Origin of the sequence: Kitasatospora sp. NPDC088861 (assembly GCF_044750105.1) — a bacterium.
Taxonomy (GTDB): Bacteria; Actinomycetota; Actinomycetes; order Streptomycetales; family Streptomycetaceae; genus Kitasatospora.
Genome location: NZ_JBIVJF010000001.1, coordinates 844,870 through 870,863 on the forward strand (window position 1 = coordinate 844,870; position 25,994 = coordinate 870,863).

Sequence of the window (25,994 nt, forward strand, 5' to 3'; positions counted from 1 at the left end):
CCACCAGTCAGCCCGGCCACACTAACCCGTCCGGCCCTACCACCCCCAGGCCCGCTGCCTGCCCGCCGCACGGGAAGTCGGCGGGTCCGACTTCTCGCGCACGCCTCACCCGGTGCGCCGGCCGTTCCGTCGTCGTGGGAGACCGGGTGGGTCGTGCCGCGGCCGGTGCGGTGGTCGGCGTCTCAGGGGGTGGGCCAGGTGCGGAGCCCGGTGGTGAGGAGGGTGATGAGGCGGCTCTGGGTGGTGGCCAGGTCTTCGGCGAGCTGGAAGCCGCCGCCGATGGAGAGGGAGGCGAAGCCGTGGGCGACGGAGCGGACGGTGCGGGCGGCGTGGATCGCCTCCGCGCCGTCGAGGCCGTACTCCCGCAGGACGGCGATGATCACCCCGACGAGCCGTCCGGCCGCGCGGGTGAGGTCGTCGTCCGGCTGCGGGGCCTGCGGGAGGGCGTTGTAGCGGTGCGGGTACTCGGTGGCGTACGCGTGGTAGGCGCGCAGGACGGTGTCGACGGCGTCGTCGCCGCTGCGGCCGACGGCGGCCTCGGCGAGCCGGTCGGCGAGTTCCTCGGTGACCCGGACGGCGATGAGCCGCCGCAGTTCGGCGAGGCCGCCGCTGACGTGCTTGTACAGCGACGGGGTGGCGACCCCGGCCCGGGCGGCGACGGCGGCCAGGGTGAGGGCGTCGGCGCCCTGCTCGTCGATGAGGGCGATGGCGTGGTCGACGACCTGCTCGGGGGTGAGTCCTACTCGGGGCATGGTGTGGGCTCTCCGTCGGTGGAAGGCGTACGTGGCGTGGCGTGGCGTGGCGGGGCTGACGTGGGCGGGCGGGGCTCAGGCGAGTTCGGCGAGGAAGGGCAGCAGGGCGTCGGCGGTGGCCTGCGGGTTGTCGGCCATCGGGTAGTGCCCGGATCCGTCGATCATGACCTTCCGCGCGTTGAGCGCGATGGCCTGCCGGTCGGCGACGGCTTCCGGCTCGGGGAAGTCGGGGTCCTTGCTGCCCATGATGACGAGCGAGGGGCAGCGCACGGCCGCGGTCCAGCCGACGGGCGCGGAGTCCCCGCTGACGTGTCCGCGGGTGGCGGTCTTGCGGCCGGGGGTGCGCATGGCGGCGACGAGTCCGGCCACGTACGGGTCGAAGTCGGCGGGCTTGGCGCCCGGGTAGGCCAGCTTGCGGTGGTAGAGGCCCCAGAAGGCGGGCGAGTGGACGGTCAGGAAGCCCATGACGCGGAGGGCGCCGCGCATGAGGGCGCCGGGCGGGGGGTTCTCGATGAAGGCGTCGATCAGGGCGATGCCGGCGACCCGCTCGGGGGCGTCGCCGGCGGCCTTGACGACCGTCGCGCCGGTGTAGGAGTTGCCGACCAGGACGGCGCGGTCGATGCCGAGGTGGTCGAGCAGGGCGAGGACGTCGGTGGCGATGGCGGCGGGGGAGTAGTCGTCCCAGATGATCGAGGATTCCCCGAAGCCGCGCAGGTCCATGGTGATGACCCGGCGGCCGGCGGCGGCCAGCAGCGGGCGGAGGTGCCGGTAGGCGGCGCGGGTGTCGAGCATTCCGGGGAGCAGCACGACGGGGGCGCCGTCGCCCTGTCGGGTGTCGTCGTAGGCGAGGCGGCCGCCGGTGACGTCGAGGTACTGGGTGGTGGGGGCGCTGGTGGCGTTCATGGTGGGCCTCCGGAGGGTTGCCGGTGCGGGGCTTCGGTGCTGCCGCCGATAGCCATAAAGCTAAGGCTAATAGCCTTAGCCGTCAAGCCCTCGCGCCCTGCGGAGCGGGGGAGGCCGGCGGGGGGTGCGCGGATGAAGGGTCGTTCGTTGACGTCCGATCACGTGAGGTGGCGTCAACGGTGCTCAAGGGGGTGCAGGGGTGTCCAAGGGGAACAAAACGCCCGTCGTGCCCCGGAGTGCCCCGCCTGTCTCCGGTCGTCCCGGGCGAACGGCTTGGAATCAGGGCCTCCTAGGATTAACGTTTGATAACGCAGCGCGGTCGTCAACGCCGTACCCAGACGGCACCGTGCGCCGTCGCCTAATCCCGCCGACCGGCCTCCGGGCAGGTCAGGGAGCCGGGGAACCACGTTCCTTGGGGTGAATCGGCGGGGCTCCGGCCCGGCCGTAGGAGACCTTCCTGCTCCGAACCCGTCAGCTAACCCGGTAGGCGCGAAGGAAGGAAAGGAGCGCGCCTCCGTGGCGTCGACGCACACTCCGGCACACCCGGCCGGCCTCGCAGCAGGTACCCGGCTCCTCGACCACCCCGGCCCGGACGGCCCCGAGTACGCGGGCCCGGAGGCCGAGACCAACCGGCACCGGATGCCGCGTCAGGTCCGTGGGGCCTCCCCGCTGCTCGGCGTCACCGCCGTCGCCGCCACCCTGGGCGCCACCGGCTTCGCCTCCGCCACCCCGGCCGCCGCCCCCGCCATCGAGACCCCGGACGAGACCCCGGTCGCCCTCTCCGCCGACCCCGGCCTCGCGCTCGCCGCCCGCATCCAGCTGCAGGCCGACAGCCAGCGCACCGCCGCCGAGGAGGACGCCCGCGTCCAGGCCGCGAAGGAGGCGGAGGCCAAGGCCGCCGCGAAGGAGGCCGAGGCCAAGCGGGCCGCCGAGGAGGCCGAGCGGGCCAAGGCCGCCGCCCTCACCCTGCCGGTGCGCGACTACCACCTCACCGCCCACTACGGCCAGAGCGCCCGCTACTGGGCCCACCTGCACACCGGCCTGGACTTCGCCGCGGACACCGGGACCCCCGTCTACGCGGTCGGCCAGGGCACCATCACCTCGGCCGGCTGGTCCGGCTCGTACGGCTACCGGATCGTCGAGACCCTGCCCGACGGCACCGAGATCTGGTACTGCCACCTCTCCTCGATCATCAAGGGCTCCGGCAAGGTCGGCTCCGGCCAGCAGATCGGCAAGGTCGGCGCCACCGGCAACGTCACCGGCGCGCACCTGCACGTGGAGGTCCGCCCCGGTGGCGGCGCCCCCGTCGACCCGGAGACCTGGTTCCAGCAGCGCGGCCTCAACCCCTGACGCACCCGCGAAGCCCCGGCCGCCGGAACCAGAAGCGCGGCCTCAACCCCTGACGCACCCGCGAAGCCCCGGCCGCCGGAACCAGAAGGCACCGCGGCCGGGGCTTCGCCGCGTCACTCCTGCGCCGGGTCTGCCGGCTCCGCCGGGTGCGCGTCGAACTCCTCCTGCGCCGGCCCCGCCAGCCCCTCCAGGCGGGCGTCGAACTCCTCCTGCGCCAGCCCGGCCAGGTACGCGTCGATCTCCTCCTGCCCCGGCTCCGGCGCGAGGTCCGGGAACTCCTCCACCAGCAGTCGCGGCAGCCCGGGCACCGTCCACTCCCCGTACAGGTCGAGCGCGGCCTCCACCGCCGCCTCCTCGAACGCCCCGAAGTCCCCGGCCAGTTCGTCCGGCATCGGCCGGCCCAGCGCGGTCAGCTCGGCCAGGTTGCGGTAGCTGCGCCGCATCAGGCCCTGCTCCAGCAGCCGGCGCGCGCCGTCGGTGGCCATGCCGACCGAGATCACCCGGGTCGGGCTCCAGCCCTGCTCGTCCACCTCGTCCAGCCAGCCGGTCTGCGCCAGTGCGGCGAACACGGCCAGCCGCTCCTCCTGCGCCAGCTCCCGGAAGCCGGTCAGCCACTCCCGCACCGCCTCCGGATCCGCGACGTCCGCCCCGTACGCGTGCAGCAGCAGCGCGTACAGCCGGGGCCAGGTCACCAGGTCGGCGCGGCGCAGCAGCCCGGCCGCGACCTCGCCCTGCCACTCGGCCTCGGCGTGCAGCCGCTCCTGGCGCTTGGCGTTGAGCCGCTTGGCGGCCCGCTGGTGGTCGGTCAGCAGCCGGACGGCGGCGCCGTACGCCAGCGGGTCCGCCTCCGGTTCGGGTTGGACGTACAGGTAGAGCCGCTCGTACAGCAGGTGCTCCACCGCGTTCGAGGTCAGTTCGGGCCAGCCGTCGTGCATCCTGCCCTCGCCCAGCTCCAGCAGGGCCAGCACCGCGCGCAGCGGCGCTTCGGCCACCGGGGCGCGGTCCTCTTCCGCCGCCCAGGCGAGCAGGTCGGAGGCCCTGGTGCGCGGGGCGAGCCGCAGGTCTTCGTCGTTCATAGCTCGAACGGTAACCGCTGGCCGGGGGTAGGGTCGGCTGCCATGGTCCCCGTACGACTCACCGGCCCCCGGCTGGCCATCCGCGAGTATCACCACACCGCCGGCGACGTGGACGCGCTGTACGGGCTGTTCAGCGACCCGGAGGTCACCCGCTACCTCCCCTTCGAGCCGCGCGACCGTGAAACCTGCGCCGACCAGATCGAGCTCTACCTGGAGGAGGCGATGGCGCCGGAACGGGACACCTACCGGCTGGCCGTCACCCGGCGCGACGACGCCGAGGACCCGGTGGACGCCGTGCCGATCGCCCACGCCTCCCTCACCCTCGGCAAGCACCGCTCCGCCCACCTCGGCTACGTGCTGGGCCGCGACGTCTGGGGCCGCGGCTACGCGGGCGAGATCGCCGGCCTGCTCTGCGAGCTCTCCTTCGAGGCCCTCGGCGTGCACCGGCTGGCGGCCCGGGTCGACGTGGACAACGGCGCCTCGGCCAAGGTGCTCCTCCGGCTCGGGTTCCAGTTGGAGGGGCGGGTCCGGCACGACCTCTACAAGGGTGGCGCCTGGTCCGACTCGTACCTGTACTCGCTGCTCGCCGACGAGTGGAGCGGCGCGACCGGCTGACGGCCCGGCGTGGACGTCCGACGTGGACGTCCGACGCGGACCTGGGGGCAGGCCTGCCGGGTCAGGCCCGGGGGGTTAACCCCACCCCCGATCCGCCAGGCCTCCGGATCCTCCCCGGCCCGCCGTTCGACCAGACTGATGCCATCAGCAGTCGAGAACGAGGGACCGGGGCCGGGACATGAGCATCAGCCGAAGCACGCAGGACCGCGAGTGGGACGTCCTCGGTGGTTACGGCGACGACCCGCGTCCCGCTCGGGCCCACCGGACCGAGGAGCCGCCGGCCGTCTGGCGGGCGCCGTTCTCCGGGCACTACTACCGCGAGATCGGCTACACGCTCACCGGCCTGCCGCTGTCGGTCATCGGCTTCTCCGTCTCGATCGTGCTGTTCTGCATGGGGATCGGCACCTTCGTCACCGTCCTCGGCCTACCCGTCCTCGCCCTCCTGACCACCGTCGCCCGCGGCATGGGCCGGATGGAGCGGGCCCGGGTGCGCGGCATGCTGGCCCTGGACGTGCCCGCCCCGGCGCCGGTGCGCCAGACCCGCCCGGGCACCTGGGGGGCGATCACCGCGCGGCTGGCGGACCCGGCCGGGTGGAAGGCCGCGTTCTACCAGGTGGTGATGTTCCCGTGGGCGGTCCTCAGCTTCGTCCTGTCGCTGGTGTTCCTGCTGCTCGGCTGGGCGATGGCGCTGTACCCGCTCTACCACTGGGTCTTTCCGGCCTTCACCTCCTGGCGCGGGTACCGGATCTTCGACTTCTACGACAGCGACAACGTCCAGCACGTCTACTACATCGAGGGGGCCTGGCAGATCGCCGGCCTCTCGCTGGTCGGGGTGCTGCTCATCATCCTCACCGCCCAGCTGGTCCGCGGCCTGACCAACGTGAACCGGGCCGCCGCCCAGGGCCTGCTCGGCCGCTGAACCCCGCGGCCCTCCCCGCCTGCCCCGCCCGCCTCCCCGGCCCCGCCCACACCCGGACGTGCTCCGGATGCGGGTGGGGCCGGCCCGTGTTGGGATGGCCGGGTGGCCGCCGCACACACCCCCGCCGACCCGGGCGCCCTGGGCCGGGACATCCTGGTCACCTCCCGCCCGCTGGACGAGTACTGCGACCTGTTCGACCTCACCCGGGCCCAGCTCGCCGCGCTGCCGGGCCCGGTGCTGGACTGTCCGGGCGGTGCGGCCGGCCTGGCCGCCGAGGCGCGTCGGCTCGGCTGCCGGGTGATCGCCGCCGACCCGGCGTACGCGCTCCCCGCACCCGAGGTCGCGGCCCACGCGCTGGCGGCCCGGGCGTCGATGGCCACCGCGATGGCCGCCCGTCCGCACCTGTACCCGTCACCGCGCTCCTGCCGACCGGACCGCTACCTGCGCAGCTGGGACCGCGCCCGCCGCCTGTTCGCCGCCGACTCGGCCGCGCACCCGCAGCAGTACGTGGCCGCCGCGCTGCCCCGACTGCCGTTCGCGGACGGCGCCTTCGCGCTCACCCTGAGCGGCTACCTGCTCTTCGCCTACCCCGAACTGTTCGGCCCCGAAAGGCAGTTGGACGCCCTGGTGGAACTCGTCCGGGTGACCTCCCCGGACGGCGAGGTCCGCGTCCAGCCGCTGCACGACGGCCACGGCCTCCGCTGCGCCCACCTCGACCCGCTGCGGTACGCGCTCGGCGAGCGCCATGTCGCCAGCGAGATCCGCCGCTTCCCCCGCGCCGCGGACGGCCGCACCCGCCGGGTCCTGGTCCTGCGGGCCGCCGACCGCCGCCGCCGGTCTGCTGCCGAAAAGTAATGGTCTCTCCTGGTCAGCGCCCCTATACTCGCCCGCATGAACGAGACGACCGTCAGGCGTGCCGGGGCGGCCGACGCCGACCGGCTCACCGAGCTGATACAGGCCTCCACCGCCTACCGCGGCCACTACTCGGCGATGATCGACGGCTACCGGGTCACCCCCGAGTACATCGCCCGGCACGAGGTGTTCCTGGCCTCGGACCCGACCACCGACCGGCTGCTCGGCTTCTACGGCCTGATCCGCGAACCGGCCGAACTGGACCTCATGTTCGTCGCCGACGAGGCCCAGGGGCTCGGCATCGGGCGGAAGCTGATCGCGGACATGCTGGAGCGCGCCCGGGCCGCCGGGATCGCCTCGGTCAAGGTGGTGTCCCACCCGCCCGCCGAGGGCTTCTACCTCCAGGTGGGCGCCGAGCGCACGGGCACCCGCCCGCCGCAGGTCAAGACGCCCTGGGAGCAGCCCGAACTGCGCTTCACCGTCAAGGAGTTCGGCAGCTAGCTGGGGTCGCCCGCCGACGGAGCCGACTGGACGGGCCGAGCTGGCTGAGCGGGCTGAGCGGGTGGGACCGGCTGTCCCGGCTGTCCCGGGTGGTCAGGCTCGGCGGGTCGGGCCGGCTGCGTCGGGACGAAGGCCGTCGCCTCCAGCCGGGACAGTATCTTCTCCGCCAGCCAGCTGCGGTCCGACCCGTACGGGATCCCCTCCGGCAGCACCAACTGCCCGGCCACCGCGTCCCGCAGCCGCTGCGCCTCGGCGCCGGGCAGCCGGGAGAGCAGGCCCCGGGCGGCCAGCAGCGCGTGGTACTGCTCGAAGCCGGAGCGTGGACGCTCGATCGCGTCCAGCAGGCTCGGCAGGTCGGCCAGCGACGGGTCGCCCTGCATCAGCGCGAGCGCCTGGATCCGGCGGCCCTCGGAGCCGTCCGCGTACAGGGCCCGCACCTGGTCGGCGGTCAGCGCCGAGCGCCGCGCCGTCGAGCGGACCTCGGCCACCACGCCCTCCGGCCCGGACGAGGGCGAGGAGGCGGGCGGCAGCTGCGCGGCGAGCGCGGCCGACTGCTCCGCGCTGCCCCCCAGCAGCCCGAGCTGCTGCATCGCCCGGACCCGCAGGTCGTCGGCACCCACCTTGTCGCCCCGCCGGTCGCGGTCCTGCCCGGCGAGGAAGAGGTCCAGGGCCTGGTCGGCGTCGGTCAGCACCTGCGGCAGCGCGAGCCTGGTCACCAGCCAGCCGGCCAGGAAGCCGAAGACCACGAAGTACAGCACCAGTGCCGCCGCGAACGGCACCGCGGCGTCCTCCCCGCCCAGTGCGGGGGCCAGCGCGGTGCCGAGCTGGTGCAGCCGCTCGCCGAGCGAGCCGAGCTGGGTCAGCCCGACGCCCAGCAGCACCTTGGTCAGCCAGTCGGACACCTGCTCCAGGTTGGTGTTCGGGGCGTACGAGCCCTGCGGCTCGCCGCTGCCGCTGCGTACCCGGGGCACCCCGAACAGGAAGCCGAGCGCGCCGCCGAGCACCGTCGAGGCCCCGGCCACCACCAGCCCGCCGCCGAACGCCTGCCAGGCCTGCTCCCGGCCGAGCGAGAAGAGCAGCAGCCCGAGCAGGCCCGTCCCGGCCAGCACCCCGGTCGCGGCCCACCGGGCCGTCCGCAGGGTCGTCGTGCCGCTCCGCCGCCGGGCCTTCGCCATCGCCTACCCCCTGTGCCTGCGCCGCTCCGCTCCGGAACCCGCGCCGACTCTAGCGCCGCGGCCCCACCACGGGAACGACCCGGGTACGACGCGGGGGCGCCCCGGACGGGGCGCGGGTGACGGCGAAGAGCGGCGGAAGACACCGGAGAGCGGTGGAGAACGCAGACAGCCCGCAGGCTGCTCCTCCGCGCCGGCCCGTGCACTGGCCTGGCGCCGAGGCACCGGGGATGTACCGGTGGGCCTGCGGGCCGGGTGACTGCTATGGATTTCGCCTGCCGGAGGCCTCAGGCCTCACCCCGCGCAGGCAGGGGCGGCTCTAGCGAGCAGCCACCTCACGCATCCTGATGGAACTCAATTCAGGATCACCTCCCTTCAGTGTGCCGCCACGATAGGCAGCCCACCGGCCGGAGGGCAACGGATTTATCGGCGGCCCGGCGGGCGGCCCGCCCGGCGGCCGTCGTTCGGGCGGTCTCCGCTGACGGGGGCCCAGGTCCGTTGCGGCTTCGCGGCAGAACGTTCCTTCGCCGTGCCGGGGAACGCGAAGGGCCCGGAGGACGAATCCTCCGGGCCCTTCGTTGCTACTGAGTAGCGGGGACAGGATTTGAACCTGCGACCTCTGGGTTATGAGCCCAGCGAGCTACCGAGCTGCTCCACCCCGCGTCGGTGAACACAACAATACGGGGAAGTCGCCGAGATGGGAAATCGGTTCTTCAGACCACCCCGGCAGAGCGCCTGCCGCGCCGGGCGGCGTGCCGGGACGCCCGGGACCTGGCCCAGGCCGCGAAGCAGACCAGCGCGGCGAAGCAGGGCACCATCAGTGCCCCGTACACCGCCAGGAAGCCGTCCGTGCCGAGGTCGGCGGCGGCGTTCCAGGTGCCGTGCAGCGCCATCGCCAGCAGCAGCCCGGTCGGCGCGGCCAGCCGGGCCAGCCAGCGCCGCCCGGTGGTCAGGGCGACGGCCAGGCCGATCCCGGTGAGCGCGGTGAACAGCGGGTGCGCGAAGGGGGAGAGCAGGGCGCGCAGCACGAAGGTCTGCACGGTGCCGTCGAAGTCGCGCAGGCTGGGCGGATCGCCGAGGCCGATGCTGTCCAGCCGCTGCCGCTGGTCGGTGGTGAACGCCCGGCCCAGGTAGAGGGCGTTCTCGGTGAAGGCGAAGCCGCAGGCGGTCATCCCGCCGAGCACCACCCCGGCCGCCAGGGTGCGGGGCCGGGAGCGGCGGTGCGGGCCGCCGCCGGAGGGCGGGGCCGGGCGCAGGTACGGCAGCGGGCGCAGGTACGGGCGCAGCCGCAGCCGGCCCCGGGCGTGCGGACCGGCCGGGCGGCGGGCGTACGTCCGGGGGAGCCGGGGGGCCGGCAGCCGGTGCAGCAGTGGCGCGCAGGGGCGGCCGGTGCGGCGGCCGTGGCAGCGCAGCCGCTGGCCGAGCGGCAGCAGCAGCACCAGCAGGGCGGTGGCCTTGGCGGTCTCCTCGATCAGCGGGGTGGCGATGCCGGCGCCCAGCAGTTCGCCGAGCGGTCCCTGGTGCGAGGTCAGGTAGCTGGCGGTCCAGTTGTTGGCCACGATGGCGACGGTGGTGGCCGCGCAGGCGCCCCAGGCGAGGCAGAACACGGTGTGCCGCAGCGGCACCCGGGCGGTCAGGTTGAGCCAGGCCAGGGCGCCGAGCACGAACGGCAGCGGCACCATCGCCAGGCCGACGCCGACCAGCAGCCCGACGGTGCCGGTCTGCCGCTGGACCAGGTGCAGGATCAGCACCCCGCAGCCGGCCAGGGTCAGTACGGCGGTGGCGGTGACGGAGGAGACCGCCACCGAGCGGCCGCGCCGGGGCGGTGCGACGGCTCCGGCCGGCGGCGGTGACGCGGCGCCGGCCCAGGGCGCGAGGCGGTGGGCCCGGCGCCTCCGGGGCCCCGGGATGGTCCGGGTGTCGCCGGTGCGCGGGACCGTCTCCGGTGCGTCAGCGGCGGCCTGGACGGTGGCCCGGGACCCGCCGCCGGCCGGGCTGCCCATGCGGCACAGGGTAGGCCACCGCACCCGCCCGTCGGGAGGACTCGGGACGAACCGTCCGTCCGGGGAACGGCCCCCCGGTCATCGCGCGGTGGCCTGTTCGAACGGCCGACGGCGGCTCAGCGGCGGCGGAACAGCAGGTCGTGGACGACGTGCCCCTTGGCCAGCCCGGCCCGTTCGAACTTGGTGACCGGGCGCCAGTCCGGCCTCGGCGCGTAGCCGGGGATGCTGCCGTCCGGGTGGTCCGCGGGCTCCAGCCAGCCGCTGCCGTCACCCTCGGGGTGCAGGTTCTCCAGCTCCGGCGAGGCGGACAGCACGGCCAGCATCTGCTCCGCGTACGGCTCCCAGTCGGTCGCGCAGTGCACCAGGGCGCCGGGGGCGAGCCGGGGCAGCACGAGCTCCAGGAAGGACGGCTGGACCAGCCGGCGCTTGTGGTGCTTGGGCTTGGGCCACGGGTCGGCGAAGTAGACCCGCAGGCCGGCCAGCGAGGCGTCCGCCAGCATGTCGCGCAGCAGGATCACGGCGTCGCCGGCGGCCGGCCGCACGTTCCGCGAGCCGTCGCGCTCCAGCAGGCCGAGCAGGTTGCCGTGGCCGGGGGTGTGGACGTCGGCGGCGAGGATGCCCATGGCCGGGTCGGCGGCGGCCATGGCGGCCGTGGTCTCGCCCATGCCGAAGCCGATCTCCAGGGTGACCGGCAGCTCGCCGAACAGCTCCCGCAGGTCGAGCGGGCTGCCGTCGATCGGTATGCCGTACGCCTCCCAGCCCCGGTCCAGGGCGCCCGCCTGGGCGTTGGTCATCCGGCCCCGGCGCGGCTGGAAGCTGCGGATGCGCCGCTCGCGGTGCTGGGCCTCGGTGGCCTTGTGCGGGTACATCGGCGCGGGGTAGCCGGCCGGTGCGGCGGACAACCGGGCGGACGGCGAGGGCTGGGGGATCGGGGCGGTGGCAGTCACAGTTCCCCGAGTCTACGGGGCCCCCGGGCCCCTCCCGAAGGTGCTGTGACCGGGCTCATCCGCCGGCCTCCAGTGCCGCCAGCGCCCGGCGGGCCACCTCGCGGCCGATCGGCAGCGAGGCCGTGGCGGCGGGGGAGGGGGCGTTCAGCACGTGCACCGCGCGGCGCGGGGAGCGCGGGTCGGCCGGGTCGAAACCGGCGAAGGCGAAGTCGTCCAGCAGCGAGCCGTCCCGGGCCACGGCCTGGGCCCGGACCCCGGCGCCGGCCGGTACCAGGTCCTCGGGGGCGACGGCGGGCAGCAGCCGCCGCACGGCGGCGGTGAACGTCCGCTTCGACAGCGAGCGGTGCAACTCGCCCACCTCCTGGCGCCAGTGCCGCCGGGCGATCCGCCAGGCGCCGGGGAAGGCCAGTGTTCCGGCCAGGTCGCGCGGGCGCACGGTGCGCCAGTCGTAGCCCTCGCGGGCCAGCGCGGGCACCGCGTTCGGGCCGACGTGCACGTCCCCGTGGACGCCCCGGGTGAGGTGCACGCCGAGGAACGGGAAGGCCGGGTCGGGCACCGGGTAGACCAGGCCACGCACCAAGTCCCGTCGCCCCTCGGCCAGTTCGTAGTACTCGCCGCGGAACGGCACGATCCGCACCCCGGGCTCGTCCCCGGCCAGCCGGGCGATCCGGTCGCTGTGCAGCCCGGCGCAGTTCACCAGCACCTGGCAGCGCAGCTCCCCGGTGGAGGTCTGCACCGTCACGCCGTCCGCCCGTCGGGCCACCGCCCGCAGCTCGCAGCCGAGCCGGAGCTCCGCACCCGCCTCCCGGGCCAGCCGGGCGTAGGCGGTGGCGACGGCCGGGAAGTCGCAGACGCCGGTCGTGCCGACGTGCAGCCCCGCCACCCCGGTGACCTGCGGCTCGTACCGGGCGATCCCGGCCCGGTCCACCTCGGTGACGGGGATGCCGTTCGCCCGCCCGCGCTCGGCCAGCGCCGCCAGCCGGGGCAGCTCCTCCGTGCCGGTGGCCACGATCAGCTTGCCGGTGACCTCGTGCGGGACGCCCTGCTCGCGGCAGAACGCCACCAGCTCGGCGGCGCCCGCCACCGCGTACCGGGCCTTGTACGAGCCCGGCCGGTAGTAGACGCCGCTGTGGATCACCCCGCTGTTGCGCCCGGTCTGGTGGGCGGCGAAGCCGGGCTCCTTCTCCAGCACCGCGAGCCGCAGCCCCGGCCGGGCCCGGGTCAGCGCGTACGCGGTGGCGAGGCCGACGATCCCGCCGCCCACCACCAGCACGTCGAAGTCGTACGCCACCGCCCGCTCCTCGCAGTCCGCCCGGCTCCCCCGCCGCCGATGCTGCCACGCCGGGCGGGACCGGTCGAGGGCGCCCGGGCCCAGGTGGCGGTGCCGTACCTGGGCGCCCGGGCCCCTCCCGCCGGTGCACCTCAACTGCCGCCGGGCACGCCCCCGGTCACGCCGGGGCGACCAGGACCGCGCGGGCCCGTTCGGTCAGCTCCCGGACACGGCGCTCGCCCTGGAAGGGCTCCAGGCGGCGCAGCATCTCCACCACGTACTCCCGGCTGCGCTGGGAGGAGATCCGGCCGGCCACCTCGACGGCGCGCTCGCCGGCGGCGACCGCGGCGTCCAGGTTGCCGGCCTCGGCCTCGGCCATCGCCGAGACCACCAGTCGCAGTCCGTGCGAGCGGACGAAGCCCTCGGTGGGCTTGGCCAGTGCCTCGCGGGTGAACTGGCGGACCTTGGAGGGTACTCCGAGGTCGCGGAAGCACTCGGCGGCGTCGGCGGCGAGCCGGTCGTAGGCGTAGAAGTCGATCCACGCCGGATCGGGATCCCCGGCGCGGGCCCGTTCGAGTGCGCTCTCCGCCGCGCCGAGCGCCGTCGCGCACGCCGCCGCGTTGCGGGCCTTGGCCTGGGCCCGGGCCTCCACCAGGTGGAAGAAGCTCATCGTCCGGGCGGTGGCCAGGCCCCGGTTGCGCTCCAGGGCGGCCTGGGCGAGGTCCACCGCCTCCTCGGCGAAGCCCCGGTAGCCGGCCTGGAGGCTCATCGAGGCGAGCACGTAGCCGCCGAGCGGCACGTCGGCGGCGGCCCGGGCGAGCCGCAGGGCCTGGATGTAGTAGCGCTGGGCGGCCTCGTGCTGCCCGGTGTCGAAGGCCATCCACCCGGCCAGCCTGGTCAGTTCGGCGGTCGCGCCGAACAGCGCCCGGCCGACGGTGTCGCTGTACGAGGCCAGCAGCAGCGGGGCCGCCTCCACCCGCAGGCACTCCGGCACCATCGACGAGCGCCAGTCCCCGCCGCCGTACTTGGAGTCCCAGCGGCGGGCCTCCTGGGCGGCCTCGCGGAGCTTGGCGGCGTCCGAGTGGCCGACCCGGTAGGAGGACGCCTCACTGGGCGCGCGCGGCGCCTCCCGGGCGACCGAACCGTCCGCCGGGGTGATCAGCCAGCGGGACACCGGCGTCGCGTAGGCGGCGACCGAGAAGGTGCCGGCCAGGCTGTCGCTCCAGCGGCCGCCGCCGGGGCCGCGGCGCAGGTCGAGGTCGACCCGCCACAGGTCGGTGGCGGAGCGGACCGCCTCGGCGACGTCGCGGGGGAAGGCCAGGCCGAGTTCGGGGGCCGGGTCGGTGTCGCCGAGGCCGATCTCCTCCAGCGGCACCGGGCGGCCGAGCTTGCCGCCGATCGCGGTGGCGATCAGGTGCGGGACGGGACCCTGCGGGACCATGCCCTTGCTGACCCAGCGGGCCACCGAGGTCTTGTCGTACCGCAGGGTCAGCCCGCGCTGGGCGCCCAGGTCGTTGACCCGGCGGGCCAGTCCGGCGTTGCTGATCTGGGCGAGGGTCAGGAGCGTGCCGAGCCGTTCGTTCGGTCCTCGTGGGCTGACGGTCATGGTGGCGGCGGCACCTCCTGCGGCCTTGTGCTCGGGGCCCGGGCGGCACCGGGCCGTAGCTGCTGTACCTAGAGTAGTCGGACGCGTTCCGACGGTTAAGAGGCCGCATTCCGGATGGCGGGATCGTGCACCCGGCGGTGCGGCGCCGGCTCCTCGCCGGGGTTGGTCCGGACCACTCGGATCGGGCCGGGGGTGCCGCGCGCCGGAGCGTCGTGCTCCGGTCCTGTGTTCACGTGCGCCCGGCCGTGCCCCCTGGCTCGACCGGCTGGTCGGCGATTCGCTGGTGGTCGTGGGTCGGCCCGCCGTCGAGGACCCGGCGGGCCGGGGGATGCCGCCGCCTCAATCCCCGCGGGCGGCGGCTGAGTCCGGGAGGGCATGCGGATGCCCTCCCGGGCTGGGCGACGCCTTTCGGCCATCTCGCGATGCCCATGCCAAAGGCGGCACGGGGGGCGGTCCGGGCCGGGGAGGGGAAGGCCCGGCCCGCCCCGCGGACCACGCGAACACGTCAACACCCGTTGCCCGCAACGGGATCGCCGCCGGGGCCGGAACCGCCCCGCACCGGGACCACCGGCGGAACCGGAACCGGCAACACGGGCCACGGGAGCGCCAACCGGTGGCACGATGTCTCCTGACGGCGCGCCGGTACCCGGGGCGGCCGCCACGGCACACCGCGGACCGGCGAGGAGCCGCCCGGCGGCGGAAGCGCCGTACGGGTGCAGGTCCTCGTCCGGTGGAGGCGCGATGCGGTGGCTGACGGGCTGGAGCACGGGCACGCCCCGGGCGGGCGCACCAGCGCACGAGGCACTCGGTACGGTCGCACCGATCGCCGCGCGCCCCCTGTGGACCGGACCCAACCCGCTCTGGGCCGTCGGGGACTGGCGCCCCGAGGAGATCCGCCTCGCCACCCTCCGCCCCGGCGCCCCCGCCACGGTCACCACCGGCCCCACCGCCCCCGACCCCGTCGAGGACACCCCCGCCACCCTGCGCCTCGCCGTCCTCGGCCACTGCGGCGCCACCGACGCGGAACTCGCAGCCGGCCTCGCCGCCGCCCGCGGCGGCGCCGTCCGCCACCTCACCGCCTGGCCCGGCAGCTACACCGCCGTCCTGCGCACCGGCACCCGCTCCACCCTGCTGCTCACCGACCTGGCCGGCGCCCAGCCGGTCTTCCACACCCCCTGGGCCGGCGGCACCGCGTACGCCACCGCCGCACTCCCGCTCGCCGACCTGGTCGGCGCCCCGCTGGACACCGGACACCTCGCCGCCCGGCTCGCCTGCCCCGAATCGCCCGAGGCCCTCGGCGCCGGAACCCCGTACCTGGGCGTCCAGCGGGTGCCGCCCGGCCACGTGCTCGCCATCCGCAGTGGCCACCCCTACCTCTCCGCCTACGACGACCCCGCCGTCCGGGAGCAGCCGCGCGACGAGGCGCCCGCCGTCCGCGAACTCACCCGCGCGCTGCTGGAGTCCGTCCGCTCCCGGGTCCGCACCACCGCGCCCGCCACCGCGCGGGGCCCGGCCGGCCGCGCCCGGCTCGGCGTCGACCTCTCCTACGGCACCGCCTCCGCCACCGTCGCCCTGCTCGCCGCCGCCGTACCGCTGCCGCCGGTGCCCGCGAGCACGGGCCCGGAGCGCCTGCCGGCCGTCGGCGCCGGGGCCAGGAACGGCGCGGTCAAGGGCTCCTGGGCCCGCGTCGCCGCCCAAGAACCCTCCACCCCGGAACAGTTGGCCGCCGTCACGCTCGGCGAGACCGAACCCCCCACCACCCTCGCGCTCGCCCCCGACACCCCCCGGCTGCGGCACACCGTGCTCCACCCCGGCCCCGACACCCTCCCGTACGCCGGACTGCACGCCGACGCACCGCCCGGCCGGCTCACCGACGAGCCCGGGCCCGAACTCGTCGCCGCCGCCCGTGCCGAGGCCCGCTTCGACGCCGGCGGCACCGACCACCTCACCGGCTACGGTGCCCGCCAGGTCCTCGACGGCCACCCGGCCCGGCTCGCCGACCTCATCCGGGCCGGCCGCCCGCGCGAACTGCTGCCCCCGGTCGCCGCGCTGGCCGGTGCCGACCGGGCCGTCGTCGGCGTCCTGGCCGGTGCGCTGCGCACCCCGCTCACCGTGGTCCGGGCCGCCCACCGGCTCTCCCGGGTCCGGTACGCCGAGGCGCTGGACGACGCCGCCGCCAAGTTGACGGCCCGCCACCTCCCGGGCGGCGGCCGTACGGCGGGCGACCGTTCGGTCGGCGACCTCGCCTGGTGCGTCCCCGGCCCGGCCGCCCGCTGGCTCTCCGACGAGGCGCTCTCCTCCGTCGCCCTCCGGCTGCGAGTGGCAGCGCGCAGACCGGCGCCCGACGAACGCCCGGGCGCACACCGTGCCCGGCACGCCCTCTACCGGCACGCGCGCTCCTACCGCACCCTCGTCCACGCCGCCGAACAGCCCGGCCAGCGGCTGCACGCGCCGTTCCTCGACAACCAGGTGGTCCGCGCCGCCCGCCTGCTCCCCGACGACGTCCGCCTCCAACCCGGAGCCCGGCACGCCCTCCTGCACGCCGTCCTCACCGGCGCCGGCCGCACCGACCTGCCCCCCGACTGGGGCCGCGGCCCCCGCCCCGACCGCACCGCCCCCGCCCGGGCCGGCCTGCGCCTCGCCGCCGACGGCCTCGCCGAACTCTTCGACGCCCCCCTCCTCGCCGAAGCCGGCCTCATCGACCTCCCCGCCGTCCGCGCCGGCCTCGCCGACCCCGCTACCCCCCTCTCCCCGGCCGCCCTGGCGGGCCTCGCCGACCTGGTCTCCACCGAACTCTGGCTCCGCCGCGTCCGCGCCCGCCGCCACGGAGCCTGCTGGACCGGCCTTCCCCTGGCCCAACCCCCGGCCCTCGGCCCCGTCCGGCCCTCCTGACCCCCTCCGGGCGCCGCGCCCGGCCGGGCGGCGGGGTCCGGGAGCCGGGGCAGGTGATGATGGCGGGCAATGAGTCCGTCGGTGAGGAGAGCCATGGTGGCCAGCGTGAGCCCGGAGCAGTCCGTTCCCGTTGTGCTGTCGGTGTCGGGACGGCCGCCGACGGGGCGCCCGCCGGGGGTACTGGCGGCCTGCGACGGGTCGGACGGGTCGCTGTGGGCGCTGGACCGGGCGATGACCGAGGCGGAGTCGTTCGGGCTACCGCTGTACGTGCTGGCCGTGGTGAACCCGGCGCCGGCCGGCTACCCGCCGGGGATGGCGGAGCTGGTGCAGGAGAGCGTCGAGACGCTGGTGGAGAGCATGGCGGACGGGCTGCGCCGGGCGGTGGTGGCCGTGCAGGGGCAGCGTTCCCGGCCGTACGCGGGGGAGATGTCGCTGCACGTGGTGCTGGGGAACGTGATCGAGGTGCTGCTGGAGGCCTCGACCCGGCAGCACACGCTGGTGCTCGGCACGCGGGGGAACGGGGGGTTCGCGCGGTTGCTACTGGGTTCGGTGAGTTCGGCGGCGGTGCACCACGCGGCGTGCCCGGTGCTGGTGGTTCCGGCGCCCGCGGAAGGCTGATCCGGGGCGGGGTCGGGGTGCTGACCAGCCCGGGTCAGGGCGTCGCTGACCAGGGAAGCTGACCGGGGTGCCGGGAATGTACCGAGATGGTTCATCGTTCACCTATCCCGATACCCGTCCCCGCCCCACCCCTGGAGTCCCCTCATGAAGGTCGAGATCTGGTCCGACATCGCCTGCCCGTGGTGCTACATCGGTAAGCGCCGTTTCGAGCAGGCCCTGGAGGGCTTCGCCGGCAAGGAGGGCGTCGAGGTGGTCTACCGGCCGTACCAGCTGGTCCCGGACGCGCCGGCGACGGCGAGCCCGCACCGCGCGTGGCTGGCCGAGCGCTACGGCCCGCAGTCGGTGGCGATGGACGCACGGGTGGCCGAGCTGGGCCGCGCCGAGGGCATCACGTACGACTTCGACGCCGCGCTGCACGCCAACACCTTCCTGGGCCACCGCCTGCTGCACCTCGCCGAGACCGAGTACGGCGCGGCCGTCCAGGGGCGGCTGAAGGAGGAGCTGCTGAAGGCGCACTTCACCGACGGTGTCGACGTCGGCGACCGCGCCGCGCTGACCGACGTCGCCGTGGCAGCCGGCCTGGACCGGGCGCGGGTGACCGCCTACCTGGCGGGCGACGAGGGCGCCACCGAGGTGAGCGCGCAGCTGGCCGAGGCCCGGGAGCTGGGCATCACCGCCGTGCCGACCTTCGTGTTCGAGGGCAAGTGGGCGGTGCAGGGCGGCCAGGACGCCGAGACCTTCCGCAAGGTGCTGGAGCAGGTCGCCGCCGAGATCGGCGAGACCCGCCCGGCGCCGGTGCAGGTCGCCCCGGCGGGGGAGGCCTGCGCGGACGGCTCCTGCGCGATCTGACCCCGCACAGGCCCACCCCGTACAAGCCCCACCCCGTGTGGGTCCCACCCCACGCAGCCCCCGCCGAGGCCCGTTTCAGGAACACCTGAAGCGGGCCTCGGCCCAGTCCGCCACGTTGAGCGCCGACCAGATCCCGTGCACCGGGGTGACCACCAGCCGGATCGACTTCTGCCCGGCCAGCGGCACGTGCACCGGTACCGCGTCGTCCCCCGCGGCGAGCGGGAGGGAGCGCCACAGGGTGCCGCCGTCGCCGCCCTGGACGGAGAAGACCACGCCGCCCGGCGAGAGCGTGGCGTCGTCGACTCCGGCGACCGCGTCGAAGGACGTGCAGCTGCGGTTGAGGTCGATCAGGGTGGTCGCCGGGGCGTGCACGGTGATGGCGTGCCCGTGGCGTTCGCCGCCGATCCAGGCGCTGTCGTGCTGCCAGAACCAGTCGCTGCCCTTCTGCCGGATGCTGGGGCCGGGCGGCGGCACCCGGTTGTTGCCGGGCTTGACCACGGGCAGTGAGTCGGCCCAGAAGTCGGTGGGCGCGGGCGGCGAGGGCGGGGTGACCGTCGGGGTGGGCAGCGGCGGCACGGTGGGCGTGGGCACGACGGGGATGACCGGCGGCTCGGGCGTGGGCAGCGGCGGCACGCTGGGCGTCGGCACGGCGGGGACGTCCGGGGCCGGCGGCGGCGTGGGGGTCCGCTTGGGCGTCGTCGAGCTCGGCGTGACCGGCGACGCGGCCTTCGTCGTGGTCTGGGCGGCTGCCGGGGCGGGCGTCGACCGGGTGACCGGCGTCGCGCTCGGGCTCGGGCTCGGCTCGGACGGTGCCGGGGCGGCCGCGGTGCTGCTGGGCGCCGGGTCGGCGGGCGCGGGCGGCCCGGGTGCGGGGGCCTGCGGCCGGGGGGTGGCGGGGGCGCCGGCGGCGGGAGGCGCGGCCGTGGGGGGCTTGGGTTCGGGCGAGCCGGTGAGCGCGTACGCGGCGACGGCGGCTGCGGCCACCGCGACGGCGGCGGCGATCCCGGCCTTGGCAGCGGTGCCCAGGCCCTCGCCGGCCGCGGCGCCGGCTCCGGCCCCGCCTCCGCCGGAGGCCGCACCGGCGCCCGCACCCGCTGCACCCGCACCCGAACCGGCTCCCGCGGTTCCGGAGGTGGCCGCCGCGGTGCCCGCAGCCGCACCGCCGACCGCGGCGGCTCCGCCGACGGCCGCCGCGGCGGCGCCGAACCCGCCGACCCCGATCCAGACGAGCACGCCGCCGGGCAGCAGCGCGCGCAGGCCGGTGTTGATCTCGGTGAGTTCGAGGCAGGCGGCCGTGCAGCGGTCGCACCCCTGGAGGTGCCGTCCGACCTCCGCCGAGGCCCGCTTGCGCAGCGATCCGCGCGCGTACGCGCCGAGCCGGTTGGCGTACGCCTCGCAGGTGCGGTCCTGGCTGCCGGAGACGTGCGCCTGGAGGAAGGCGGCGGCGAGCCGGTCGCGGGCCCGGTGGGCCTGGACGGCGGTGGCGTTGGCGGTCTTGCCGAGCATCACGGCGACGGTCTTCGGGGACTCCCGCTCGACCTCGGTGTGCCAGAGCACCACCCGGTCGTCCTCGGGCAGTTCGGCGTAGGCCTGCATGACCATGCGCTGGTCGGCCATGGCCATCGCCCAGGCATCGGCGCCGGGGTCGGCCAGGTCGAGGTCGACGACGGCGGCCGAGGTCTGGGCGAACACGCTGAAGTCGTCGACGAGTTGCTCGCGCCGCTCGCTGCGGGTCCAGGCGGCGGCGACGTTCCGGACGGCGGTCAGCAGGTAGGCGCGGACGGCGAACTCCGGGCCCTTGCCCGCCCTCAGGGCTTGCAGGGTGCGGGCGAAGACCTCGCCGGCGAGGTCTTCCGCGGTGAAGCTGTCCCGGCAGCAGGTGCGGGCGTAGCGGCGCACCGAGTCGGCGTGCCGGCGGTAGATCTCCTCGTACGCGGTGTCGTCGCCGGCCCGGACCCGGGCGGTCAACTCGGCGTCGGAGGCCGGGCGCTCGCCGTCGACCGGGTCGGCGGGGGCGGGCACGGTGGGGCGGGCGGGGCGGCCGGCGCCGACGAACGCCTCGGGGGCGACGCCGCCCCGGCCGGCCGGGGCCTGGCCGGGCACCCGTCCGGGTGGCAGCGCGGCGGCGGAGGCGGAGAGGGACTCGCGGCTGGGCATGCCCGCCTGGTCGGGCACGTGTCCGGTGGTCGGGCCGGTGGCCGAACCCGGTGCGGCGCCGGGTACTTGGGCCGGGCCGCCGGAGGCCGTGGCGGGGCCTTCGGACGTACTGGACGTGCTGGACGTGCTGCCGGACGAGCCGTCGGCCAGTCCCCCGGTCAAGCCTCCGGACGGGCCGAAGTCGAGGCCGTACCCGTAGTCGTTCTGTTCCTCGGCGCTCACAACGGACCCCAGATTCCACGACAGCCCCCGCAGTGTGGCAGGGCGCGCGGGAGCGCGTGGGCGCACGGTTCCGCGCTGTACGGCGCCGAGGGCGCGCGAAGGGCGCGCATCGGGACATTGGCTCCAACCACGGGCAAAGGATGGCATAGCGCAGAGATGGGCGGTAGCCGGACCGGCCGGGACCCACTCTTCCGAGGAGCCGTCGCGGATGTGTTCGGCCAGCACAGGGCGGGTGGTTGCGTACCGCCCGCACCCGGCGCGCGTGACTGGTCCGCGCGCCGGTCTCCCGTCCAACTCCCGTCCCCGCCACCTGCGGGGGCCGCACCCGTGGTGGCGCGTCAGCGTGCCCGCAGGCCGTCCAGCAGGATCTCCAGCAGCCGGTCCGAGGGGCCGGCGGTCGGCTGCCCCTCCGCCTGCTGCACCCCGGCCGAGAAGCCGGCCGTGGTCGGCGCGGTGCGGGCCGCGTGCACCGGCACCGAGGCGGTCAGCACCAGCACGACGTCCGACACCGTGACGCCCGGCCGCAGTTCGCCGGCCGCGCCGACCCGGGCGACCAGGGCGGCCAGCAGTTGCAGCAGCAGCCGGGGATCGGCGTCGGCCGCCGACGGCTCGACGGCCGCACCGTTCTGCGCGTCCTCGCCGCGCAGGTCGAACCGGACGGCGGCCGGCTCGGGCACCCGCTGCTCGGGCACCCGGCCCAGCTCCTCCGCGTACCGGAACGCCTCCGGCGGCAGCAGCCGCCCGGCGCCGGTGCTGACCGCCCGGGCCAGGTAACCGGCCAGCGACTCCCAGGCGCCGCCGCCGCCGTACAGCGACTCCCGCGCCTGCGCGGTCAGCCAGGCCACCTCCTCGGCGGCGATCCGCTGGACCAGCACCTCCTTGCTCGGGAAGCGCCGGTAGACCGTCCCGACGCCGACCCCGGCCCGGCGTGCGACCTCCTCCATCGGCGCGCCGTAGCCGAACTCGCCGAACACCTCGCGGGCGGCCCGCAGCACGCTCTCCAGATTCCGCCGGGCGTCCACCCGTAGTCGGGCCCCGGGGACGTGCACGGTGGCCGGTGGTGGCTCCACCCGGTAGGGGACGCCCGGATAGGCGGCCCCGACCTCCGGTGGCAGGTCCACCGGGCCGCGCTGTTCCGGCACCATGCCCTGGCCGGCGTGCGGTGTTCCCGTTCGCCCCAACACCTGCTCCTGCTCCATCATCCCAACTCTCCCCCGCAGGCGCCCGAACCCGGACCCTGTCGTCGCCCGCCCCTGCACCCCCCGGTGCAGCTCAGCCCGTCAGAAATGACCTGATGACCCATCGCTCGTTGCCGCCCGTCCCGTTTCGTGACCACGGTTCGTGCCTCCGGGCCGGCTCGCGTCCGGCTCGGCGCGTCGGCACCGTCCGGGGCCTTGTCCGGGAACTACCCTTCCCCGGATGACTGTCCCGCAGTCGGGTTCTCGAGCCAACGCTGGAACTGGCCGTAGTGGCCGCTCCACGGTGCGTCGCCGCCGATTGTCATGGCGGTAACCGCTCCGGCACACAATCCGACCATAGTTCACGCCCGTTCGCGGCCGAAAGTCCGTCAGAAAGTCGCCCGGGCAGCACAACTGGCCCCACCCGTCGACTCCCGTCACATCCGGCGCGGTACGGACTGTGGACAAGACCGCCCCTGCCGGTCCTTCATAGGGGGGCGCGAGGGGGGACACCCCCGGCCGCGGGGCCGGGAGGAAGCGCCAATCGGCAGGAGGTGCACCATCAGAATCCTGATCGCCGGCGGAGGCTGCGCCGGGATGGCCACCGCGCTGCACCTCCAGCGCGGCCTGCGGGAACGGCTGCGACGCGGCGAGGTCGAGATCACCGTCGTCGAGCCCCAGGCCTACTTCACCTACCACCCGCTGCTGGCCGAGGTCGCGGCTGGCTCGATCGACCCCCGGCACGTGGTCGTCCCGCTCCGCCGGGCCCTGCCGGACTGCCGGGTGCTGACCGCCCGGATCACCCGGATCGAACACGCCGCCCGCCGCGCCTTCGCCGACGCCGCGGGACCCGGAGAGGCCGCCGCGCCGATCGAACTCCCCTACGACGTCCTGGTGGTGGCGCCCGGCTCGGTCTCCCGGACGGCGCCGGTGCCCGGCCTGGCCGAACACGGCCGCGGCTTCTCCACCGTCGGCGAGGCCGTGGGCCTGCGCAACCACGTCCTGGAACAGCTCGACCTCGCCTCCGCCACCCGCGACCCGGCCCTGCGCCAGGCCGCGCTCACCTTCGTCTTCGTCGGCGCCGGGTACGCGGGCGTCGGCGCGCTCGCCGAACTGGAGGACATGGCCCGGACCGCGGTGCGCGGCTACCACAACGTCCGCCCCGAGGACCTGCGCTGGGTCCTGGTCGAGGCCACCGACCGGATCCTGGCCGAGGAGTCGCCGGAGCTGGCCGAGCACACCCTCGGCCAGCTCCGCGAACGCGGCGTCGACATCCGGTTGCGCACCACCCTGGCGTCCGCCGCGGACCGGGTCGTCGCCCTGTCCGACGGCAGCCGCTTCGGTGCCCGCACCCTGGTCTGGACGGCCGGGGTGCGGCCGGCCCCGCTGCTGCGCGACACCGACCTGCCGCTGGACACCCTCGGCCGGGTCCGCTGCCTCGCCACCCTGCAAGCCGTCGGCCCGGACGGACGCGCGCTGCCCGGCGTCTGGGCGGCCGGAGACTGCGCCGCCGTACCGGACCCCGACGCGGACGGGGCGCCCTGCGCGCCCAACGCCCAGCACGCCTTCGCCCAGGCCGAGCTGCTCGCCCGGAACATCGCGGTCGCCCTGGACGCCGGACCGCACGCCCCGGGCCTCGCCGAGTACCGGCCGGGCCACGCCGCCTGCTCGACCTCGCTGGGCCTGCGCCGGGCCGTCGCCCACACCCGGCGCGGCCGCCGGATCACCGGGCGGCGGGCCTGGTGGCTGCACCGGGCCCGGCACCTGCGGCGCCTGCCGAGCGCGGAGCGCCGGGTGCGGGTGCTGATGGACTGGGTGCTGGGCGGGCTGTTCTCCCGCGAGGTGGTCTCGCTGGGGGCGGCGGAGCATCCGCGTCCGGAGTTCGAGGCCGGGTCCGGGCCGCGGCCCGACGGCGGTCCGGACGCCCCGCGGTGAGCGCCCCGGTGCCCCGCGCCGGGGCGGAACGGGCGGCCACGCCGGGCGGGCGACTTCCGGAATCGGGCCCTTGCCTGACAGGATCAGCCCAACCTAGTCATTACCCCGTGTGCTGATGCGCACACAAAAAGTGATGATATGCCTGGAAATCGAGGAAGCGGCCGTCGTTTGAACCTCATGCGCTGGAGCGCCCGGCTCACCGGAGTCCCTTGGCGTGCCGCCCCGCCGACCGGGGCCGGCACCGACGAGGGCGCGCCCTCCGCCGACGGCGTCGTCGTCCCCGGCCCCCGCGACCCCACCAACCTGGCCACCGCCGCCGAACTCCTCGACCTGCACAAACCCCAGAACCTGCGCGAGGTCCTCAACCGGATCCCCGCCCCGGTGGCCGTCACCTACGGCCCGCTCCACCAGCTCGGCTACGCGAACCGCGCCTACCGCGAACTCTTCGGAGACCGCACCACCGGCCTGCCCGCCGGAGAAGCCCTCCCCGAACTCGGCACCATGGGCGTCCTGGCCCTGATGGACCAGGTCATCCGCGGCGGCCGCCCGCGCAGCGTCAAGGCCCGCTGCATCCTCGGCCTCACCGGCAACCGCTACTACAACGTCTCCTGCGTCCCGCTCGGCCCCGGCGACACCGGGGACACCGGGGACACCCCCACCGAGGGACCGCCCGCCGGCGTCCTGATCTTCGCCGCCGAGGTCACCGACCAGGTCCTCGCCGCCGCCCGGCTCCGCGAAGCCGAACGCCGCCAGCGCGAGGCCGCCGTCACCCTCCAGCGCAGCCTCCTCCCGCAGAAGCTCGACCAGCCGGCCGACCTGAGGGTCGCCGCCACCTACCAGCCCGGCGGCGCCGAGGCCGCCGTCGGCGGCGACTGGTACGACGTCATCGCCATCGACGGCGGCCGAACCGCCCTGGTCATCGGCGACGTGATGGGGCGCGGCCTGCGCGCCGCCGCCGTCATGGGCCAGCTGCGCACCGCCGTCCGCGCCTACGCCCGGCTCGACCTGCCCCCGCACGAGGTGATGCGCCTGCTCGACGGCCTCGCCATGGAGATCGACGCCAACCAGATCGCCACCTGCACGTACGCCGTCTGGGATCCGCAGCGCCGCACCCTCTCCTACGCCTCCGCCGGGCACCTCCCCATGCTGCTGCGCTGCCCCGACGGGACGGTCCTGCGCAGCGAGGAGCAGAACGGCCCGCCGCTCGGTACCGGCGACGGCCTCCACGTCTCGCACACCCTGCGCCTGCTGCCCGGGACCACCGGCGTCCTCTATACGGACGGCCTGGTCGAACGCCGCGACGAGGACATCGACGAGGGTCTCGACCTCCTCGCCCGCACCCTCACCGGCGCGGTCGGGGCCCCGGAGGTGATCTGCGCCCGCCTCCTGCGGGCGATGGGCGTGACCTCCGAGCACGACGACGACGTCGCCGTCCTGGCCTTCCACCTGCCGGCGGAGGAGGCGGAGGAGAAGGCGGAGGAAGAGGTGGCCGAAGAGAGCGCCACCGAGGCGGAACCGGCGCTTGACTCGGCCTTGCCCGAGGTCTAGTGTTCTTCGAGCTGCCTGGCAGGGAGCACCGGACACGCATTTGCGCGGACGGTCCCGCCGTAGCCAATCCTTTCGAAACACCACTTCCCGGTTCGGGCTGGGTCGCGTCTTGTCGCGGCTTGGTTCCTATTCGGCTTGTTCGTTTTATTGGATTGCGGTCGATTCGCTTTTCGGAGCAGGGATCGGCTAGAGTTTGAAACGTCGGACGGGGCGTCAAGCCGCAGAAGACACCAGCGAGTTGGATGAACGAAGCGCCGGAAACGGAGCGGAAAACATCTGGTAAGCTGGGAACACGAAAGAACGAAGCGCCCGGAGGGCCCGCTGGAAGGCGGTCCGAAGGAAGTGTCCGTTCCTTGAGAACTCAACAGCGTGCCAAAAGTCAACGCCAGATATGTTGACATCCCCGGCCTCAGAATCTTCTGGGGTTGGAGATTCCTTTTGAAGTAAAACACTAGCGAGGACGCAGTGCGCGGGATCACCCTATTCCGGTGGTTGCCGTGCCGCTCAACGCGGGTGCCGCCCGATTGCGGGTAGACATTCACGGAGAGTTTGATCCTGGCTCAGGACGAACGCTGGCGGCGTGCTTAACACATGCAAGTCGAACGGTGAAGCCCTTCGGGGTGGATCAG

The 25,994-nt window shown here is 75.3% G+C and carries 19 protein-coding genes, 1 tRNA gene, 1 rRNA gene, 1 pseudogene and 1 riboswitch; of the genes and pseudogenes, 11 read left to right on the forward strand and 11 right to left on the reverse strand.

The window, feature by feature from the left end; genetic code table 11:
* Window positions 1-182 precede the first annotated feature (182 nt).
* A complete protein-coding gene (locus ACIP37_RS03760; RefSeq protein WP_363581345.1) occupies window positions 183-752 on the reverse strand; it encodes a TetR-like C-terminal domain-containing protein in 570 nt (189 codons plus the stop codon).
* Window positions 753-827: 75 nt separating this feature from the next.
* Window positions 828-1,655, reverse strand: coding sequence for an alpha/beta fold hydrolase (locus ACIP37_RS03765; protein ID WP_400804529.1), 828 nt, complete (start codon window positions 1,653-1,655; stop codon window positions 828-830).
* A gap of 345 nt (window positions 1,656-2,000) precedes the next feature.
* Window positions 2,001-2,159, forward strand: a riboswitch (cyclic di-AMP (ydaO/yuaA leader).
* Window positions 2,160-2,171: 12 nt separating this feature from the next.
* Here ACIP37_RS03765 and ACIP37_RS03770 point away from each other — a divergent pair.
* A complete protein-coding gene (locus ACIP37_RS03770) occupies window positions 2,172-3,005 on the forward strand; it encodes a M23 family metallopeptidase (protein ID WP_400804532.1) in 834 nt (277 codons plus the stop codon).
* Window positions 3,006-3,118: 113 nt separating this feature from the next.
* Here ACIP37_RS03770 and ACIP37_RS03775 read toward each other — a convergent pair whose 3' ends face one another.
* Window positions 3,119-4,081, reverse strand: a complete 963-nt coding sequence (locus tag ACIP37_RS03775; RefSeq protein WP_400804535.1) for a hypothetical protein — start codon at window positions 4,079-4,081, stop codon at window positions 3,119-3,121.
* Between the two features lie 42 nt (window positions 4,082-4,123).
* Here ACIP37_RS03775 and ACIP37_RS03780 point away from each other — a divergent pair, with 42 nt between their 5' ends.
* The 4 genes from ACIP37_RS03780 (at window position 4,124) to ACIP37_RS03795 (ending at window position 6,968) form a co-directional block, all read left to right on the forward strand.
* On the forward strand, window positions 4,124-4,696 hold the full coding sequence (locus tag ACIP37_RS03780; protein WP_400804538.1) for a GNAT family N-acetyltransferase: 573 nt from the start codon (window positions 4,124-4,126) through the stop codon (window positions 4,694-4,696).
* Window positions 4,697-4,874: 178 nt separating this feature from the next.
* A complete protein-coding gene (locus ACIP37_RS03785; RefSeq protein ID WP_363581335.1) occupies window positions 4,875-5,615 on the forward strand; it encodes a sensor domain-containing protein in 741 nt (246 codons plus the stop codon).
* A gap of 102 nt (window positions 5,616-5,717) precedes the next feature.
* Window positions 5,718-6,470: a hypothetical protein gene (locus ACIP37_RS03790; protein ID WP_400804541.1), complete on the forward strand. Its 753-nt coding sequence runs from the start codon at window positions 5,718-5,720 to the stop codon at window positions 6,468-6,470.
* 36 nt (window positions 6,471-6,506) lie between these two features.
* On the forward strand, window positions 6,507-6,968 hold the full coding sequence (locus ACIP37_RS03795; protein WP_400804544.1) for a GNAT family N-acetyltransferase: 462 nt from the start codon (window positions 6,507-6,509) through the stop codon (window positions 6,966-6,968).
* Here the strand turns inward: ACIP37_RS03795 and ACIP37_RS03800 are convergent.
* The 6 genes from ACIP37_RS03800 to ACIP37_RS03825 all read right to left on the reverse strand — a co-directional run bounded on the left by ACIP37_RS03800 (window position 6,965) and on the right by ACIP37_RS03825 (window position 13,966).
* The gene (locus ACIP37_RS03800) at window positions 6,965-8,143 is read right to left on the reverse strand and encodes a hypothetical protein (protein ID WP_400804547.1); all 1,179 of its coding nucleotides are present in this window, start codon (window positions 8,141-8,143) and stop codon (window positions 6,965-6,967) included. The genes ACIP37_RS03795 and ACIP37_RS03800 overlap by 4 nt on opposite strands.
* Before the next feature lie 586 nt (window positions 8,144-8,729).
* Window positions 8,730-8,803: transfer RNA gene (locus ACIP37_RS03805), tRNA-Met, on the reverse strand.
* 50 nt (window positions 8,804-8,853) lie between these two features.
* Window positions 8,854-10,143: a PrsW family intramembrane metalloprotease gene (locus tag ACIP37_RS03810; protein WP_400804550.1), complete on the reverse strand. Its 1,290-nt coding sequence runs from the start codon at window positions 10,141-10,143 to the stop codon at window positions 8,854-8,856.
* Between the two features lie 116 nt (window positions 10,144-10,259).
* Entirely contained in the window at window positions 10,260-11,090 is an 831-nt protein-coding gene (trmB, locus tag ACIP37_RS03815; RefSeq protein ID WP_363581325.1) for a tRNA (guanosine(46)-N7)-methyltransferase TrmB, read from the reverse strand.
* A 55-nt stretch (window positions 11,091-11,145) separates the two neighbouring features.
* Complete coding sequence (lhgO, locus tag ACIP37_RS03820) at window positions 11,146-12,381, reverse strand: L-2-hydroxyglutarate oxidase (protein ID WP_400804554.1); 1,236 nt, start codon at window positions 12,379-12,381, stop codon at window positions 11,146-11,148.
* Between the two features lie 157 nt (window positions 12,382-12,538).
* Window positions 12,539-13,966: a hypothetical protein gene (locus tag ACIP37_RS03825; RefSeq protein WP_063348294.1), complete on the reverse strand. Its 1,428-nt coding sequence runs from the start codon at window positions 13,964-13,966 to the stop codon at window positions 12,539-12,541.
* A 741-nt stretch (window positions 13,967-14,707) separates the two neighbouring features.
* Between ACIP37_RS03825 and ACIP37_RS03830 the strand changes: the two genes are divergently transcribed.
* The 3 genes from ACIP37_RS03830 (at window position 14,708) to ACIP37_RS03840 (ending at window position 18,325) form a co-directional block, all read left to right on the forward strand.
* Window positions 14,708-16,858, forward strand: a complete 2,151-nt coding sequence (locus tag ACIP37_RS03830) for an asparagine synthase-related protein (RefSeq protein WP_400804557.1) — start codon at window positions 14,708-14,710, stop codon at window positions 16,856-16,858.
* 93 nt (window positions 16,859-16,951) lie between these two features.
* Window positions 16,952-17,476, forward strand: coding sequence for a universal stress protein (locus ACIP37_RS03835; RefSeq protein ID WP_400804560.1), 525 nt, complete (start codon window positions 16,952-16,954; stop codon window positions 17,474-17,476).
* A 144-nt stretch (window positions 17,477-17,620) separates the two neighbouring features.
* The gene (locus ACIP37_RS03840; RefSeq protein WP_363581317.1) at window positions 17,621-18,325 is read left to right on the forward strand and encodes a DsbA family oxidoreductase; all 705 of its coding nucleotides are present in this window, start codon (window positions 17,621-17,623) and stop codon (window positions 18,323-18,325) included.
* A 75-nt stretch (window positions 18,326-18,400) separates the two neighbouring features.
* Here the strand turns inward: ACIP37_RS03840 and ACIP37_RS03845 are convergent, their stop codons facing one another.
* A complete protein-coding gene (locus tag ACIP37_RS03845; protein ID WP_363581315.1) occupies window positions 18,401-20,704 on the reverse strand; it encodes a sigma-70 family RNA polymerase sigma factor in 2,304 nt (767 codons plus the stop codon).
* Window positions 20,705-21,042: 338 nt separating this feature from the next.
* The gene (locus tag ACIP37_RS03850) at window positions 21,043-21,906 is read right to left on the reverse strand and encodes a TetR/AcrR family transcriptional regulator (protein ID WP_400804564.1); all 864 of its coding nucleotides are present in this window, start codon (window positions 21,904-21,906) and stop codon (window positions 21,043-21,045) included.
* A 573-nt stretch (window positions 21,907-22,479) separates the two neighbouring features.
* Here ACIP37_RS03850 and ACIP37_RS03855 point away from each other — a divergent pair.
* The 3 genes and pseudogenes from ACIP37_RS03855 to ACIP37_RS03865 all read left to right on the forward strand — a co-directional run.
* A complete protein-coding gene (locus ACIP37_RS03855) occupies window positions 22,480-23,817 on the forward strand; it encodes an NAD(P)/FAD-dependent oxidoreductase (protein WP_380380867.1) in 1,338 nt (445 codons plus the stop codon).
* Between the two features lie 168 nt (window positions 23,818-23,985).
* Window positions 23,986-25,272, forward strand: a pseudogene (locus ACIP37_RS03860) (PP2C family protein-serine/threonine phosphatase); the annotation flags it as partial.
* Window positions 25,273-25,902: 630 nt separating this feature from the next.
* Window positions 25,903-25,994: ribosomal RNA gene (locus ACIP37_RS03865) — 16S ribosomal RNA — on the forward strand; the annotation flags it as partial.